Here is a 15,078-nt window from a genome sequence, read left to right as displayed (position 1 = left end):
AGGGGAGGTTTTATCGATTCATCGCGTGATGCTTATAGAAATGCTTCTTCATTTCTGTAAAAAGTTCATCTAGCTGGATAAAGCAATGATACTGGGTCGGCTTCAGCAAAATGAACTCCACTCGTTCAGCCCAATTAATCGGCTTAGCCGGAAATGATTTCTTTGTCAGTTCTGACCAATTCAGCGATATCACCCGCTCACCCGCTGTCCAATGAAATGAAGCCAGTAAACATACAATCCCTTTAAGCATGTCGTTTTGGTCGCATCTGGACTTTCTTGTTTGAAATACAGGGAGAAGTGATTCTTTTGTTTCTTCCCACACTTGAAATAGATACGGAACGTACTTTCCGCTGTTTTCCCACGGCAATATGTCTTGCGTGGTCTCAGAGAAGTCAAAATACAAAGGATTGCCCCTTAATGCTTCCTTGGTATCGGTGAAGTCAATGTGGCCCAGACTGCGCAAATATTGCTCATAAGAAGCTAACAATTCATTCGCTGCCGTCATCGTTTCACCAGCCCTTTTTTATCTCTCTTCTGCCCTTCTCTGCACAGAGAAAGCAATGGACATTCCGCACAGCGCGGCGATTGTGCCTTACAGTGATATCTTCCGAAGAATATGAGACGATGATGGGTAACGGACCAATCTTCTTTAGGAACCTTGCGCATCAGTGTCTTTTCGACTTCCAGCACCGAATCCTTCCACCGGCAGATTCCCAGACGCTTGCTGACCCTCTCGACGTGTGTATCCACTGCAATGGCCGGTACGCCAAAGGCAACAGATACGACAACATTGGCGGTCTTCCGGCCAACTCCTGGGAGTTTCACAAGCTCATCACGGTCCTTCGGTACTTCTCCGCCATAATCTTCAATAATCATTTTACTCAGTTTCTGAATATTTTTTGCTTTATTACGGTACAAACCGATTGATTTGATATCCTGCTGAAGCTCTTCCAGAGAAACAGATAAATAGTCTTCCGGCCGTTTATATTTTTGAAATAATGTTTTGGTCACCCTGTTTACAAGTGCGTCTGTACATTGCGCAGATAATGCGACTGCCACCACTAATTCAAAAGGATTGGAATGAACAAGTTCACACTCCGCGTGGGGAAACATGTCGCCTATCTTCTCTAAACAGAATTCAATTTGTTTTAGATTTAACACGATTGTCACCTTTTCACTTTATTGTTCAAGCCAATTGTAAAAAGGAACCTGCCTCTTATACTCTTTTTGCGGTTCATTCTGTTTTGTTTGAACACGCCGGAATTTTTGGCTGTGGATTTTGGCCTGCTCCACTGTTCTCAGCCCGTTTTTCTTCCATTCAAACAAAATCCGGTCAATGTAGCGGAAGCTGAGTTTTCCTGATAATACAGCCTCTTTTAAAGCGTGTTTAATCAGCTGTGCATCATGCTGATCCTGATCCTGCCAAATGGCCAGCGTTTCACACTCCAAAGGAGATAACGGTCTTGCAAACTCTTCTTCAAAAATCGTATAAAGGCTTCTTTGTTCCCCTTCTGCTTTTCTTTCTTGTGTTTGATTCTGTGCAAGCTCTATATACTCATAGAGCTTGCCCCATAAAGGCTGGAGCGAATATTTCTCAAACTTGATGCCGTTTTGGTCTTCGCCTTCCTCAATAAACAGAAAACCCTTTTGGATAAACATACGCAATCTGTTTGTGCATTCTTCAACAGAAATCGTCATGCCTTCCTGCAGTTCATGCGGTGTAGGAAAATAAGATCCCTTTTCTAAATGCATTTTGATTTTCAACAGCAGAATCAGTTCTGTTTCATTAAGTCCAAGCTGTTTATAATGGGTCAGCAGAAGATTGGGGATCGTCGACATCCCCATCTCCTGCATATCAATAAATTGCTGTTTTTTCATCGTTACACCTCTTACTGTAAAGGATAGTGTTTTCCCCTTTACTGTAAAAAGTCTCCCTTGCAGGAGACTCTTTTTTTGTTTCATTTAAATGTATTACGGATACAGACGGTTCAACAGTCTTGGGAACGGAATTGTTTCACGTACGTGAGGCGCTCCGCTGATCCAAGCTACTGTACGCTCTAATCCAAGGCCGAATCCGGCATGTGGAACTGATCCATATTTTCTAAGTTCAGCATACCATTTATATGCGTCAGAATCCAGTCCATGTTCTTTAAGGCGCGCTTCCAAAAGTTCCATATCGTGAATCCGTTCAGAACCGCCGATGATTTCTCCGTAGCCTTCAGGCGCGATCAGATCTGCGCAAAGCACTACATCTTCGCGGTCAGATGCCGGCTGCATATAGAACGGCTTTAAGGACGTCGGATAGCGAGTGATGAAAACCGGTTTGTCATAGTGCTCGGCAATCGCTGTTTCATGAGGCGCTCCAAAATCGTCTCCCCACTCGATATCGTCAAAGCCTTTTTCTTTCAGAAAATCAACCGCTTCGTCATACGTAATTCTTGGGAACGGCGCTTTGATTTGCTCAAGTTTTGACGTGTCTCTTCCTAGTGTGTTTAATTCAATTTTGCAATTCTTAAGAACTGATTGCACGATGAAAGAAACGTAATTTTCCTGTACCTGAAGGTTTTCCTCAAATTCAACAAACGCCATTTCCGGTTCGATCATCCAGAATTCGATTAAGTGACGTTTTGTTTTAGATTTCTCTGCTCTGAACGTCGGTCCGAAGGAGAATACTTTTCCTAATGCCATCGCCGCAGCTTCCATGTACAGCTGTCCGCTTTGAGAAAGGTAAGCATCTTCATCGAAGTATTTTGTCGCAAAGAGCTCAGTTGTTCCTTCAGGCGCGCTTCCAGTCAAAATCGGCGGATCTACTTTTACGAAGCCTTCGTTATTAAAGAATTCGTAAGTCGCGCGAATGATTTCGTTGCGGATTTTCATGATCGCATGCTGGCGTTTTGAACGAAGCCATAAGTGTCTGTGATCCATCAAAAATTCCGTACCGTGTTCCTTTGGCGTAATTGGATAATCAGTCGCTTCGTGAATGACTTCAATATCTGTCACAGCTAATTCATAACCAAGCGGAGAACGCTCGTCCTCTTTGACAATTCCTTTTATATAGAGTGACGTTTCCTGCGTCACAGATTTAGCCGTTTGGAAAATGCTTTCTTCAACCTCCGCTTTTACAACGACACCTTGAATAAAACCTGTACCGTCTCTCAGCTGTAAAAACGCGATTTTCCCGCTTGAACGCTTATTAGCGATCCAAGCTCCGATCGTTACTTCCTCACCTACGTGCTTGTACACTTGGTTGATTGTTGTTTTCAAAATATTTCCCTCCAAAACAAGAAGACATTCGGAAGCTTTTGCCCCGCGAACTCTTTTATCATCACTTTATTATACCCGGTCTTAACTGACCGGGTCAATGCAGATAAAAAGCGGCTTTTTGTCAGCCGCTTTCTGATCCGTTAGCTATGTTTTTCTACAAAACGTTTGATTCGTTCCACCGCTTTTTCTAGAAGGTCTAATGATGTCGCGTAGGACAACCGGACATTATCAGGAGAGCCGAATCCGGAACCTGGAACAATCGCGACTTTTTCTTCTTCAAGAAGCGCCTTGACAAATTCATCTACATCTTTGAAACCGCAAGTTTGAGCTGCTTTTTTTGCATTCGGAAATAAGTAAAAAGCACCTTCCGGCTTCACGCAGCTGAAGCCCGGGATTTCAACGAGCTGATCATAAATCGTGTTTAATCTATGCTCAAATGCTTTTCTCATCTCCTCCATTGGCTCAGAAGGTCCGTTGTATGCGGCAATCGCTCCGTATTGTGCAATAGATGTCGGATTTGACGTGCTGTGGCTTGCAAGGTTTGTCATCGCTTTGATGATCTCTTCTGCTCCAGCCGCATAACCGATTCTCCAGCCTGTCATGCTGTGTGATTTTGATACGCCGTTGATGACGATCGTTTGCTCTTTCAAACGGTCAGACAGCTGTGCGATGGAAACGTGTTTTTTTCCGCCGTATGTAAGTTTTTCATAAATTTCGTCAGATACTATCAGGATGTCATGATCAAGGCATACATCGCCAAGCGCGGCCAGCTCTTCTTCCGTATACATAACGCCAGTCGGATTGCTTGGTGAATTAATAACGATTGCTTTTGTTTTTTCTGTAATCGCTTTTTTCAGCTGCTCAGGAGAAATTTTAAAGTGATTTTCCTCAAGCCCTTCCACATAAACAGGCTGACCGCCAGCGAGTTTCACCTGTTCCGGATAGCTTACCCAGTACGGCGTTGGGATAATCACTTCATCTCCTTCATCCAAAATCACTTGGAAAAGGGTATACAGTGCATGTTTGGCACCAGTACAGACAATCAATTGAGACGGTTTGTATTCAATATTCTGGTCACGTTTAAATTTCTCTGCAATGCTGTTCTTTAATTCAGCCAAACCGCCTGAAGGCGTATATTTCGTATGTCCTTCGTTCATTGAGCGTACAGCTGCATCAATAATGTGCTGCGGTGTATTGAAGTCGGGTTCGCCCGCTCCAAGGCCGATGACATCATGGCCTGCCGCTTTCAGTTCTTTCGCTTTCGCTGTAATGGCTAGTGTGGTAGACGGTGTTAATGCGGATACTCTTTTTGCCAGTTTCAACTTGAACTCCCCCTAATTCGTCTTAAGGCGTGATATTTTTGAGAATCTTTCCAGTTGTAAAGTCCACATAACTTAAACTGTATTGTCCTTCTTTGTCTAAGTACGTTACTTCCCAAAGCAGGACGTTCCCTTCTCTTGCCAGGTGAACCTCTTTTTGCTTTGAAACCAACCCTTCATCTTGTATGATTTTCGCCGCTTTGTCCTCGGTGATTCCCTCTTTTGCTTCTTTTGAGAGAATTTTTGCTTTTTTATCTTCAGGAACCCATACATATAATTTGATGCCTTTTTTGTCAGTTCCCTTTACGATATAATATTTTTCTTTTCCGACAAATGTTTCGACTTGATCAACGCTGGTGAGGTCGGTTTCTTTTTTCGCTTCAGCAGCTGCTGCTTCGTGCCCCTTTTCCTTTTGTGCCATGGCTGATTTATAAATGTTTGCCGAGACAAGAAGTACTGCTAAAAAAATAATACCAAATATGGCGGTAAATATTAATGCTTTTTTTCTCATCTTCTCACCTACGTACGATAAATGGTAAAAACGGCTTGGTTTTTGTTTTCTTCATCAAGCGCAAGACCGAACATCAGATTATCTCTTTTCAGTGTCCGATTCAGCGTGTCTACAATTTTATAAAGGTCATCCGAATGCTCTACATTAATTGTTGAAAGAATTTCGATTTTGCTTTCCATTTTTTCATCCTCCAAATTGAACAAATATTGTTAGTCATACTCCTTTTCAGGACGCGCCATACTAGTACCACAGAGCGGAAAAACCGCTTTTACAAATAAAACACGTCCTACTCCCACACCGGAAAGCCGCTTTATGCGGCTTTTATTCACTTTTTCCGGCAACATAAGCTTCAATCTCACTGTCAGTCACTTCAGATATTGCGGACGTCGGCAGAGCGTCAAGAAACAGGCGCCCGTAACCAGCGGTTTTGACCCGTCTGTCTAATATGACAATCGTTCCTTTGTCTCCGGCTGTCCGGAGCAAGCGCCCAATTCCTTGTCTGAACGTCAGCACCGCTTCCGGCAGTGAGACCGTTTGAAACGGATTGCGCCCTTTTTTCCTCGCCAACTCACATTTTGCAGCGTGCAGCGGATGATCCGGAGCCCGGAAAGGAAGTCTCACGATGATCACTGTCGTCAGCTCATCACCAGGGAAATCAACGCCTTCCCAAAAATGATTCGTTCCAAGCAAAATGGCCTGATTGGCTGTTTTGAACGTTTTCATCAGTTTTCCGGGACTGCCGCCGGTTATGCCCTGAGCCAAAAGCTGAATGCCTGAAACACTCATGGCGAGCTTGAGTTCCTGATGCACTTTTTTCAGCATGTCATGAGACGTAAACAGCACAAGGATTTTCGGCTGTTTTTCTTTTGCCATCAGTTCGATATAACGTGCGGTATCCTGTATAAATTCAGTCTGCCCCGTATCTTGGATCGATTTTATTTCTTTTGGAATCATTACCTGCATCCGCTCATCATAAGAAAAAGGCGACGCGATCCTCATTGTGCGGGGGAAAAAGTCGCTTAACCCCAAACGCTCAATGATAAATTGAAACGAATTTTCTATCGTTAGGGTTGCAGATGTAAGAACGACACTGTTTTTCCGGGCAAAAAACTGATCAGCAAGAAGCTCGCCCGGTTCCAGCGGCTGCGCATATATAGCTACTGCATTCTTCGCACCTTTAGCATCTATCTCAATCCAAACCGCTTCATTGTCATCTGAGCCAAAGAACAGCTGATTTAGAGTCTGGCAGTACTCCCCCAAATCATTCATGCTTCTATTATATTCATCGGCCAAAAAAGCATTTTTGCTTTTCATAACCGTCAGATGTTCTTCCATCAGAGCCGTCTGGGTCTCAAAAAGCTGCTGCAAATGCGCCAGCATAGAACAAAGCCTTTCCGCTCCATCTGTTAAAATAGGCCATCCTTTATCGTGACTTTTTTTGTTCACGTTAAAGACAAGACGGTTTAAGTCTTCTTTAGGTTTTCTTCGTTTGACAAAAGAATGCACAGAGCTGAAAAAAGCATCACTTTCCGCCTGAATATGCTGAATCCACTCCTCCACTTCAAAAAATGAATCCACCGGCAGGCTGTGGCGCTGAAAAAGCTGTCTCATTTTTTTCAGAAGCCCCTGCTCTTTCAGCGTTCCGATTCTGCTCAATTTTGTATGCAGTTCTATGTAAGTTGCTCTTTTTCCTAAATGTTCGCTTGCGGCACGTTCAAAATGGTGTGCTTCATCAATGACAAAAGTCCCGCTATCCGGGAGTCTTTTTCTCCGGCTTGCCTCATCGGTTAGCAGAAGAGAATGATTCGTAATCACCAGATCAGACCGCATCGCACTTTGTTTGGCCCGTTCATAAAAACCAATCACTTGATCCCTCTGTTTTCGTTTATAAGAATGATCATCATATGCCAATCTGTCCCACAGCAGTTTTCCGCCTGACGGCAAATTCAGTTCTGCTACATCTCCCGTGTTTGTCTCTGTCAGCCAAACAAGAAGCTGGGCTTTTGTCAAAACGGCATCATAGTTATCGTCTTCCTCATGAAGCACCTGCTCAAACTTATAAAGGCACAGATAATGCGTTTGCCCTTTTAAAATAGCCGCACTCACCGAAAAAGGGAACATATCTTTGATGATCGGCAAATCCTTCGTCAAAATCTGCTGCTGAAGAAGGGTTGAATACGTGCTGATGACGACCGGCTTTTTTGACTTTTTAGCAAAAAGCGCAGCCGGAATCAGGTAGCTGATCGTTTTTCCGATTCCCGGAGCAGCTTCAATCAGCGCGTGTTCACGATTGGCAAAGGCCTCAGCCACTTCTTTCATCATCAGCATTTGGCCTTCTCTTTTTTCGTACTGGGGCATGAACTCAGAGAGCGCTTTTTCATTTCCTGCTGCCCAATTTTCTATCTCAAATAGAAATTCTTCATCTTCTTTGAGACGTTCAATCACAGGTTCAGGTTCTCTGACAGAAAAAGATGAAAAACGCGTAAAGCCTGGCATATCTGTATGTCTGTTTTCATAAATGAACATATCTAACAAATGCGTCAGATCACTGATAAAATGCTGTGACAGCCTTCTTAACTGCTTTAATGTCGGGTAAGGAAGCTGCCTTAGCTTTTCAAGAATTTCCAAAAAAATAAGTCCTGTGACTTCAGCGTCGCTGTCAGCTCGATGCGGCTGATCATGCCGCAGCTGAAGCTCTTCGCTTAATTCAGTCAGCTTATATCCCTCAAATCCCGGAAATGCGATACGGGAGAGCTCAACAGTATCCAGCACTTCACAATCTGGGAGCTGGAAACCCGCTTTATGTAACTCATGCTTCACAAACCCGAGGTCAAAATGGATATTGTGGGCGACAAAGTAAGCGCCGTCAAGCAAATGAAACACTTCTTCAGCCACTGCTTTAAACGGCGGCTGATTTTCTACCATTTGGTTCGTGATTCCCGTAAGCTGTTCAATAAAAACCGGAATGGATTTATTTGGATTAATATATTTTGAAAACCGCTCAGTAATTTGTCCATTTTCAATTACAACCGCTGCGATTTGAATGATTTTATCGCCCTTTTTTGGCGAATTCCCTGTTGTTTCTACATCTATAACAACGAACCGTTGCTTATTCATTAAAATGGACACCTCAATTCTTGCATACGACAAAAGTGTAACACGTTTTGTACGGAAATGGAGCGGCAAAACCGTTTTACGCTGAAAATCTTAAACGAAAACCCCCGATAAAGGGGGCGGTATATCTACAAAATGGTGCTGGCAGGTTCTTGTCCAAGCATTTGTTCAATTTTGTTTTGGTCATTCAAAACGGCAACTTTCGGCTGATGGCTTGCCGCTTCTTGATCAGACATCATTTTGTAAGAAATAATAATAACCTTATCGCCTTCCTGTACAAGACGTGCGGCTGCTCCGTTTAAACAGATGACTCCGCTCCCGCGCTGACCGGGAATAATGTACGTTTCCAGGCGTGCTCCATTGTTATTATTCACAATTTGCACTTTTTCATTAGGAAGCATTCCTACCGCATCAATCAGATCTTCATCAATTGTAATGCTGCCCACATAGTTAAGATTTGCTTCTGTAACCGTTGCCCTATGGAGCTTTCCGCTCATCATCGTGCGATACATCATTATATTCTCTCCATTTCTCGAATATCAATAATGATATTGTCTATTAAACGCGCTTTTGAAAATGCAACTGCTACAGCCAGAATAATCTTTCCTTCGAGCTTGTTCACAGGCTCAAGTTCCGGATAAGAATATAGCTCAACATAATCAATTCTGCCGCTTGTCGTTTCAATGATGTCTTTTGCAGCATTGATGACCGTTTCAGGATTTCTCTCACCTGCTCTGATCAGCTCGGCACTCGTCTGAAGGGCTTGGTAAAGCTTAGGCGCTTCTCTTCTTTCCTCAGCCGTTAAATACACATTCCGGGAGCTTTTGGCTAACCCGTCTTCCTCTCTGACCGTATCTACAGCAACCAGTTCAATATCCATGAAGAAATCACTGATTAAACCATCAACAACTGCCACCTGCTGCGCATCCTTTAAACCAAAATAAGCGCGTGTCGGTTTAACAAGATTGAACAGCTTCGTCAGCACGATGGCAACTCCGTCAAAGTGTCTTTCTCTTGAACGCCCGCATAAAACATCTGTACGTCTCTCAACATGTATCGTTATATTTTTTTCACCGGGATACATGTCACGGGCATCAGGAGTGAAAAGAATATCAACGCCGGCATTTTCCGCAAGAGCGGCATCACGTTCAAGATCGCGCGGATACGCTTCAAAATCCTCCCCGGGACCGAATTGCGTCGGATTCACAAAAATACTCATAACGACGGCGTCATTTTCTTGTCTGGCTTTGTCTGCCAAGGTTAAATGCCCTTCATGAAGAAATCCCATCGTCGGAACAAATCCGATTGTTTTGCCTTCTGACTGATATTGTGTAATGATTTCTTTCAGCTGTGAGATATCTGTAATCTGCTTCATCTTATTTTCCTCCGTACAAGCCTTCCAGGACTGCCTGATTCATCTGAAAGGAATGCTTTTGTTCAGGGAAAGCACGATGTCTTACATCATGGACATATCCACTGATTGCTGTTTCTATAGTGCCGTCAATTTGCGTATATTGTTTCACAAATTTAGGTGTTCTAACAACACCATGGCCAATAACATCGTGATAAACAAGAACCTGTCCGTCCGCTTTTAAACCAGCTCCGATTCCAATGACAGGAATGGATAATGTTTCTGCGATTTTTGCCGTGAGTTCTGCAGGCACACATTCAAGCACAAGCATCATGGCTCCCGCTTCCTCACATTTTATACTGTCTTCTATTAATTTCTTAGCGCTTTGTTCATCTTTGCCCTGTACTTTATATCCGCCTAATACACCGACTGATTGCGGTGTCAGCCCTAAATGACTGACAACAGGAATGCCACCGAGCGTCAAGGCGCGGATGGATTCAAACACCCCTTCACCGCCTTCCAGCTTCAGCGCGTCGGCTCCGCTTTCCTGAACGATAGCTGCGGCATTTTTCAGCGTATCCTCTTTAGACAAGTGATAGGACATAAACGGCATGTCGGTTACGATAAATGTATTTGCCGCACCTCTTTTGACCGCTTTCGTATGATGGATCATGTCAGCAACTGTCACGCCGACAGTTGAATCAAGGCCTAGCACGACCATTCCTAGTGAATCGCCGACTAAAATCATATCCACTCCCGCTTGCTCAGCAAGCTTGGCTGCCGGATAATCGTATGCCGTCAGCATGACAATCGGTTCTTCATTTTCTTTCATTTTTAAGAAATCAAGTTTTGTTTTCACTTTTTCTCCTCCTCATTTTTAGAGGAGATGAGCTGCCGTTTCTTATACAAGCCAAAAAACCTTCCGCTACACGAGAAGGATTCTTCACTTTCTAAAGTTCGGCGAGTTTCATCCCTCTGTCCCAGTCCTTTTTGGATCAAGGCAGACTGCTGCAATGTCTATCTATTTTTTATGAATAGGTGCAGTTCGCAGGCGATACTGCCCAATGGAAGTATATCAAAATCAACAGGCTTGTACCAACTACAATGAACCCATTTCGATATCTGCCGAATAGATTTTTTTTATGCCTTCCTTTGTTTCTAAAAGAAGAACACCCTCTTCGTCTATTCCTAAAGCTTTCCCGTAAAATGTTCCGTTTAGCGTTCTTGCTCTTAATTCACTGCCGATTCCAAGCGCATAGCTTTCCCACAGAAGTTTAATCGGTGTGAAACCATGCGCTAAATAATCGCGGTACCGTTTTTCAAAAGTAAGCAAAATATGCTGCATGACGCTGGCCCGATCTATTTTTTCACCGGCTGCCAGACTGAGGCTCGTTGCGGTTTCCTTTAGCTCCTCTGGAAAATCATCGGCCTCTTGATTAACGTTTATGCCTGTTCCGATAATGACTGAACGGACGCGGTCTTCTTCCGCCTGCATTTCAGTTAAGATGCCGACTGCTTTTTTTCCGTGAATTAATATGTCATTAGGCCATTTAATATCCGTTTGGAGACCTGTTGCCTCCTCTATTCCTTGCACAACAGCTACCGCAGCAAGAAGCGTAAGCTGAGGTGTTTTTTGAAGCGGAATGTCTGGACGCAAAATCAGGCTCATCCAGATGCCTGTTCCTTCTTGAGAATGCCACACCCTTGACATACGCCCTCTGCCGGCTGTTTGTTTATCCGCGACAACAAGAGTGCCCTCCGGCGCGTTATCATTAGCAAGCTCATGAGCCTTTTTTTGAGTGGATGAAAGGACGTCATGATAAAAAAGATGCTGGCCCATCACTTCTGTTTTCAGCCCAAACCGAATTTCACTTTCACTGAGTTTTCCAGGCTTTTTGATAAGCCGATACCCTTTTCTTCTGACAGCTTCCACTTCATAGCCTTCTTTGCGAAGCTCCTCAATATGCTTCCATACAGCTGTTCTCGAGCATCCGAGAGCATCACTGATTTTTTGGCCGGAAATAAACTCGCTTCCGGCCTGAGAAAATAATTCAATAAGATCGTTTCTTAAGGTTGATCGCATGTCTTCAGCCACTCCTCTATGTGTTTCTTCTGATTGGAGAGCTTTCCCGTTACAACAGCCTGCTCTATCCGCTGTAATTCTTCAGACACCCATTTTCCAGCGGGCTGGTTTCGCAGTGCAAGTAAATCCCGCCCCGTGATGGCAAGATCCTTCAAACTTTTGATGGGCAGGCTTTGATAAGCTTCTCTGACTTCCTTCAGTCTCTCACCGTTCAGCTTCTTGGTTTGCCGGAGCATTGATATTTTGCCCGCGGATAAAAGCGCTTTTTCACCAGCCTTGTACATGGACATAGCGTCAAGGCTCTGGCCAAACGTATCGGCAATGTGAGCGGCTTCCTTCATCACTTTTCCAGGGAGCTTCCAGGCTTTCAGGAAAAGCATCGCTTCTTTCAAGTCTATCTGAAGATCAATTAAAAGCGCTGCCCAAAGCTCCTCACGAGAAGCGAGAAGAGAAAACGGAAACTCGCTCGCCGTCAGCAGGTTCTCTCGTTTGTGATAAAAACCGGGCAGTTCTTCATAAAGCCCCGTATGTACAAGCATTTGAATGGCCTCTTGGGACGCTTTTCCCAGTAAAAGCTTCTCGAACTCTATTGTTTTCCGTTCGACTGATACATGAGACAGAAGTGTTTTCTCTTTTATGATCGCTTCTTCTGTTTCTTTCGAAAGCGTAAATCCGAGCTGGCTCATAAATCGCACCGCTCTCAGCATGCGAAGCGCATCCTCCTGAAAGCGGTCCTCCGGTTTTCCAACCGTTCGAATCAGCTGCTGATCAATGTCTTTCTTGCCGCCAAAATAATCAAGAACTTGACCGTCAGCTGTCATGGCCATCGCATTAATCGTCAAATCCCTGCGTTTCAAATCCTCTTCTAATGAGGTGATAAAGTGCACTTCTGACGGTCTTCTGTAATCTTCATAATCTGATTCAGTCCGGAATGTAGTGACTTCATAGGTATCATCTTCCCAGAGCACGATAATGGTCCCGTGCTCTTTGCCGACATCAACTGTCCGCTTAAAAAGCCGTTCTACTTGGTCCGGTGCCGCATCTGTCGCAATATCGACATCTCCAATTGTTCGTTTCATATAGCTGTCACGAACTGCGCCTCCGACAAAGTAAGCTTGGTGGCCTGCTTCAATTAATGTGCGGAGCACGGGAAGTGCTTTAATAAAAACTTGTTCCATGTCATCACTCCGGTTCTGCTAAATCGGCATATATCTGTTCATACTGGCTGACAATCTTTTGTGACGAAAATTCATTATTGAGCATTTCCATGGCCGCTTCGGTAAACCGCTTGCTCAGCTGTTCGTCTTCTAAAATGCGAACCGCTTTGGCTGAAGCGGCTTCGACATCGCCGACATCCACCAAAAACCCGCTCACATTGTTTTTTATCACTTCAGGGATACCGCCAATATTCGTTCCGATGCAAGGCACTCCGCATGCCATCGCTTCAAGCAGGACAAGGCCAAAACTTTCTTTTTCAGACAGCAGCAGCTTCAAATCACTGATTGAGTAAAGCTCCTCGACACGGTCTTGATTTCCAAGCATCAGCACTTGTTTTTCCAGCCCATATTTTCTGACAAGCTCACAGGCCACTGATTTCTCAGGACCGTCTCCGACTAAGAGCAGTTTTGCTTTTGTTTTGCCGGCTATATTGCGAAACACCTGGATGACATCCTGCACACGTTTGACCTTTCTGAAGTTGGACACATGGATCACGACTTTTTCATCCGGCAGTATGCCATGTTTCTCTTTAATGGCCGCTGTGTTTTTCTTAAGATATACACGTTCATCTATGAAATTATAAATCGTTTCTATTTTTTTCTCCGGCTTAATTAAATCGTACGTTTCAGCAGCAAGGGCTGATGAGACCGCTGTCACCCTGTCTGAAGCCTCTATCGCAAAACGGATAAGATCTTTTAAGGATGGATCGTAGCCTAATACTGTAATATCCGTTCCATGCAAAGTTGTTACGATGCCGATATTCCGTTTCAGCATCTGCTTTGCGAGATAAGCGCAAACCGCATGCGGCAGAGCGTAGTGAGCGTGGATGATGTCTAAATTCTCCCGTTCTGCAACCTCAGCGATTTTGCTTGCCAATGTTAAATCATACGGCGGATATTTAAAAACGGCATATTGGTTAACTTCAACTTCATGAAAGTGAATATTAGGATGGTATGTATTTAATCTAAACGGGATGCTCGATGTTATAAAATGGATTTCATGACCCTTTTCAGCAAGCTGTTTCCCGAGTTCTGTCGCAATGATACCTGAGCCGCCGACGCTCGGATAGCATGTAATGCCTATCTTTAACTTTTTCATTGTTCGCCCCCAAGCACATCATGATCCAGCATCAGCATCCGATTGGAAAAGAAGCCCTCGGCGTACCCTACACCCGCTTCTTTGCCGTACAGCTTTTCTCTTGCTTCAATGATCTCGATATAACCGTTCGTCAATGGTGTTGAAACAGAATTCTGTGACGGTACAAACTGGCTTTTGTAGGCATTGAGGCTTTTCTTTTTATCCTCTATTGTATCCGAGATATCAATAACAAAATCAGGCTGATGAAAACCATTTATCATATAATAGTAGACCTTACTTACTTTATGCGCAGGCAGGCTGTTTTCATCTTTATATTTATGAATTCCTGCTGAAAAGATCGCTTCTTCTACCAGTGCGGCAGCATTGCCGTGATCCGGATGACGATCCTTTTTATATGGCATAAACACCGCTTTCGGCCGGCAGGTTCTAATGACTGTGACAATCGCCCGAATCGCCTCACCACTCATCATCAGCCCGCGGTCAGGGAGCGTCAGCTGAATTCTTTTGTCCACACCTAATATACGGGCTGCTTCGGCCGCTTCTTCTTTTCGCAAACTGACTGTTCCGTTTGAAGACAACTCCGCTTCAGTCAAGTCGCATATCACGGTTTTTTTTCCCTGTTTGACAAGCTTTGCTATTGTGCCGCCCATACCGATCTCGACATCATCACTATGGGCGCCAAAAGCAAGAACGTCAGCATTATACATGAGGTTCTTCTCCCCGAAGAAGATTGCGGAATTCAAAAACGCCTTCATCAAGTGTGCGAACAAGTATTTCTGCAGTTCCCATATTGGTGGCAAGCGGAATCGAATAAACATCACATAAACGGATTAATGCCGAGACATCCGGTTCATGCGGCTGTGCGGTCAGCGGGTCGCGCAAAAAGATAACTAGGTCAAGTGCGTTAGCGGCAATTAACGCGCCGATTTGCTGGTCTCCGCCTAAAGGGCCGGATTGAAAACGCTGAATTTGAAGGCCGGTTGCCTCTTGAATTTTCAATCCCGTTGTTCCCGTTGCATATAGATCATGATGACTCAAAATCTCTTGATAAGCGGTTGTAAATTGGATCATATCCTGTTTTTTCTTGTCATGCGCGATCAAAGCAATTTTCATCATTTAT

The 15,078-nt window shown here is 44.1% G+C and carries 16 protein-coding genes; all 16 read right to left on the bottom strand.

Annotated features, from left to right (window positions below; translation table 11 throughout):
- Nucleotides 1-10: 10 nt before the first annotated feature.
- The 16 genes from ACQVGS_RS09895 to mgsA all read right to left on the bottom strand — a co-directional run bounded on the left by ACQVGS_RS09895 (nucleotide 11) and on the right by mgsA (nucleotide 15,071).
- Entirely contained in the window at nucleotides 11-505 is a 495-nt protein-coding gene (locus tag ACQVGS_RS09895; RefSeq protein WP_255003232.1) for a YpoC family protein, read from the bottom strand.
- Complete coding sequence (gene nth / locus ACQVGS_RS09890; RefSeq protein ID WP_010334708.1) at nucleotides 502-1,161, bottom strand: endonuclease III; 660 nt, start codon at nucleotides 1,159-1,161, stop codon at nucleotides 502-504. The genes ACQVGS_RS09895 and nth overlap by 4 nt, the downstream gene beginning before the upstream one ends.
- Before the next feature lie 18 nt (nucleotides 1,162-1,179).
- Entirely contained in the window at nucleotides 1,180-1,878 is a 699-nt protein-coding gene (dnaD, locus tag ACQVGS_RS09885) for a DNA replication protein DnaD (protein ID WP_185848882.1), read from the bottom strand.
- A 93-nt stretch (nucleotides 1,879-1,971) separates the two neighbouring features.
- The gene (gene asnS / locus ACQVGS_RS09880) at nucleotides 1,972-3,264 is read right to left on the bottom strand and encodes an asparagine--tRNA ligase (protein WP_095713169.1); all 1,293 of its coding nucleotides are present in this window, start codon (nucleotides 3,262-3,264) and stop codon (nucleotides 1,972-1,974) included.
- A 140-nt stretch (nucleotides 3,265-3,404) separates the two neighbouring features.
- Entirely contained in the window at nucleotides 3,405-4,586 is a 1,182-nt protein-coding gene (gene aspB, locus ACQVGS_RS09875) for an aspartate transaminase AspB (RefSeq protein ID WP_185848880.1), read from the bottom strand.
- A 22-nt stretch (nucleotides 4,587-4,608) separates the two neighbouring features.
- Nucleotides 4,609-5,094: a cell wall elongation/penicillin-binding protein regulator TseB gene (gene tseB / locus ACQVGS_RS09870; protein WP_024121839.1), complete on the bottom strand. Its 486-nt coding sequence runs from the start codon at nucleotides 5,092-5,094 to the stop codon at nucleotides 4,609-4,611.
- Nucleotides 5,095-5,102: 8 nt separating this feature from the next.
- Nucleotides 5,103-5,273 carry a YpmA family protein gene (locus ACQVGS_RS09865; RefSeq protein WP_003225588.1) on the bottom strand — a complete coding sequence of 57 codons (171 nt, stop codon included), beginning with the start codon at nucleotides 5,271-5,273 and terminating at the stop codon, nucleotides 5,103-5,105.
- A 142-nt stretch (nucleotides 5,274-5,415) separates the two neighbouring features.
- Nucleotides 5,416-8,211 (bottom strand): ATP-dependent DNA helicase DinG, encoded by a 2,796-nt coding sequence (dinG, locus tag ACQVGS_RS09860; RefSeq protein ID WP_491831508.1) that lies wholly within the window; start codon nucleotides 8,209-8,211, stop codon nucleotides 5,416-5,418.
- Nucleotides 8,212-8,336: 125 nt separating this feature from the next.
- Nucleotides 8,337-8,720 carry an aspartate 1-decarboxylase gene (gene panD, locus ACQVGS_RS09855; protein WP_101864651.1) on the bottom strand — a complete coding sequence of 128 codons (384 nt, stop codon included), beginning with the start codon at nucleotides 8,718-8,720 and terminating at the stop codon, nucleotides 8,337-8,339.
- A gap of 2 nt (nucleotides 8,721-8,722) precedes the next feature.
- Complete coding sequence (gene panC, locus ACQVGS_RS09850) at nucleotides 8,723-9,583, bottom strand: pantoate--beta-alanine ligase (RefSeq protein ID WP_487445857.1); 861 nt, start codon at nucleotides 9,581-9,583, stop codon at nucleotides 8,723-8,725.
- 1 nt (nucleotide 9,584) lies between these two features.
- A complete protein-coding gene (gene panB / locus ACQVGS_RS09845; RefSeq protein ID WP_487445858.1) occupies nucleotides 9,585-10,418 on the bottom strand; it encodes a 3-methyl-2-oxobutanoate hydroxymethyltransferase in 834 nt (277 codons plus the stop codon).
- A 240-nt stretch (nucleotides 10,419-10,658) separates the two neighbouring features.
- Nucleotides 10,659-11,642, bottom strand: a complete 984-nt coding sequence (locus tag ACQVGS_RS09840) for a biotin--[acetyl-CoA-carboxylase] ligase (RefSeq protein WP_445601604.1) — start codon at nucleotides 11,640-11,642, stop codon at nucleotides 10,659-10,661.
- Nucleotides 11,627-12,820, bottom strand: a complete 1,194-nt coding sequence (locus ACQVGS_RS09835; RefSeq protein WP_487445859.1) for a CCA tRNA nucleotidyltransferase — start codon at nucleotides 12,818-12,820, stop codon at nucleotides 11,627-11,629. The genes ACQVGS_RS09840 and ACQVGS_RS09835 overlap by 16 nt, the downstream gene beginning before the upstream one ends.
- Nucleotides 12,821-12,824: 4 nt before the next feature.
- Nucleotides 12,825-13,958, bottom strand: coding sequence for an N-acetyl-alpha-D-glucosaminyl L-malate synthase BshA (gene bshA, locus ACQVGS_RS09830; RefSeq protein WP_024121846.1), 1,134 nt, complete (start codon nucleotides 13,956-13,958; stop codon nucleotides 12,825-12,827).
- Nucleotides 13,955-14,665 (bottom strand): bacillithiol biosynthesis deacetylase BshB1, encoded by a 711-nt coding sequence (gene bshB1 / locus ACQVGS_RS09825; RefSeq protein WP_127696827.1) that lies wholly within the window; start codon nucleotides 14,663-14,665, stop codon nucleotides 13,955-13,957. The genes bshA and bshB1 overlap by 4 nt, the downstream gene beginning before the upstream one ends.
- Complete coding sequence (mgsA, locus tag ACQVGS_RS09820; RefSeq protein WP_044155160.1) at nucleotides 14,658-15,071, bottom strand: methylglyoxal synthase; 414 nt, start codon at nucleotides 15,069-15,071, stop codon at nucleotides 14,658-14,660. The genes bshB1 and mgsA overlap by 8 nt, the downstream gene beginning before the upstream one ends.
- Nucleotides 15,072-15,078 lie beyond the last annotated feature (7 nt).

This window comes from Bacillus sp. SD127 (assembly GCF_058566445.1).
The sequence above is the reverse complement of the archived record's forward strand: the minus strand, read 5'-3'. Positions and strand labels throughout refer to the sequence as shown.

Bases quoted from the DNA above. Each gene is read 5' to 3' on its own strand.
- ACQVGS_RS09895 (WP_255003232.1), bottom strand. From the start codon at position 505: ATGACGGCAGCGAATGAATTGTTAGCTTCTTATGAGCAATATTTGCGC.
- ACQVGS_RS09865 (WP_003225588.1), bottom strand. From the start codon at position 5,273: ATGGAAAGCAAAATCGAAATTCTTTCAACAATTAATGTAGAGCATTCG.
- bshA (WP_024121846.1), bottom strand. From the start codon at position 13,958: ATGAAAAAGTTAAAGATAGGCATTACATGCTATCCGAGCGTCGGCGGC.
- ACQVGS_RS09840 (WP_445601604.1), bottom strand. From the start codon at position 11,642: ATGCGATCAACCTTAAGAAACGATCTTATTGAATTATTTTCTCAGGCC.
- panD (WP_101864651.1), bottom strand. From the start codon at position 8,720: ATGTATCGCACGATGATGAGCGGAAAGCTCCATAGGGCAACGGTTACA.
- tseB (WP_024121839.1), bottom strand. From the start codon at position 5,094: ATGAGAAAAAAAGCATTAATATTTACCGCCATATTTGGTATTATTTTT.
- dinG (WP_491831508.1), bottom strand. From the start codon at position 8,211: ATGAATAAGCAACGGTTCGTTGTTATAGATGTAGAAACAACAGGGAAT.
- dnaD (WP_185848882.1), bottom strand. From the start codon at position 1,878: ATGAAAAAACAGCAATTTATTGATATGCAGGAGATGGGGATGTCGACG.
- ACQVGS_RS09835 (WP_487445859.1), bottom strand. From the start codon at position 12,820: ATGGAACAAGTTTTTATTAAAGCACTTCCCGTGCTCCGCACATTAATT.
- panC (WP_487445857.1), bottom strand. From the start codon at position 9,583: ATGAAGCAGATTACAGATATCTCACAGCTGAAAGAAATCATTACACAA.
- bshB1 (WP_127696827.1), bottom strand. From the start codon at position 14,665: ATGTATAATGCTGACGTTCTTGCTTTTGGCGCCCATAGTGATGATGTC.
- mgsA (WP_044155160.1), bottom strand. From the start codon at position 15,071: ATGAAAATTGCTTTGATCGCGCATGACAAGAAAAAACAGGATATGATC.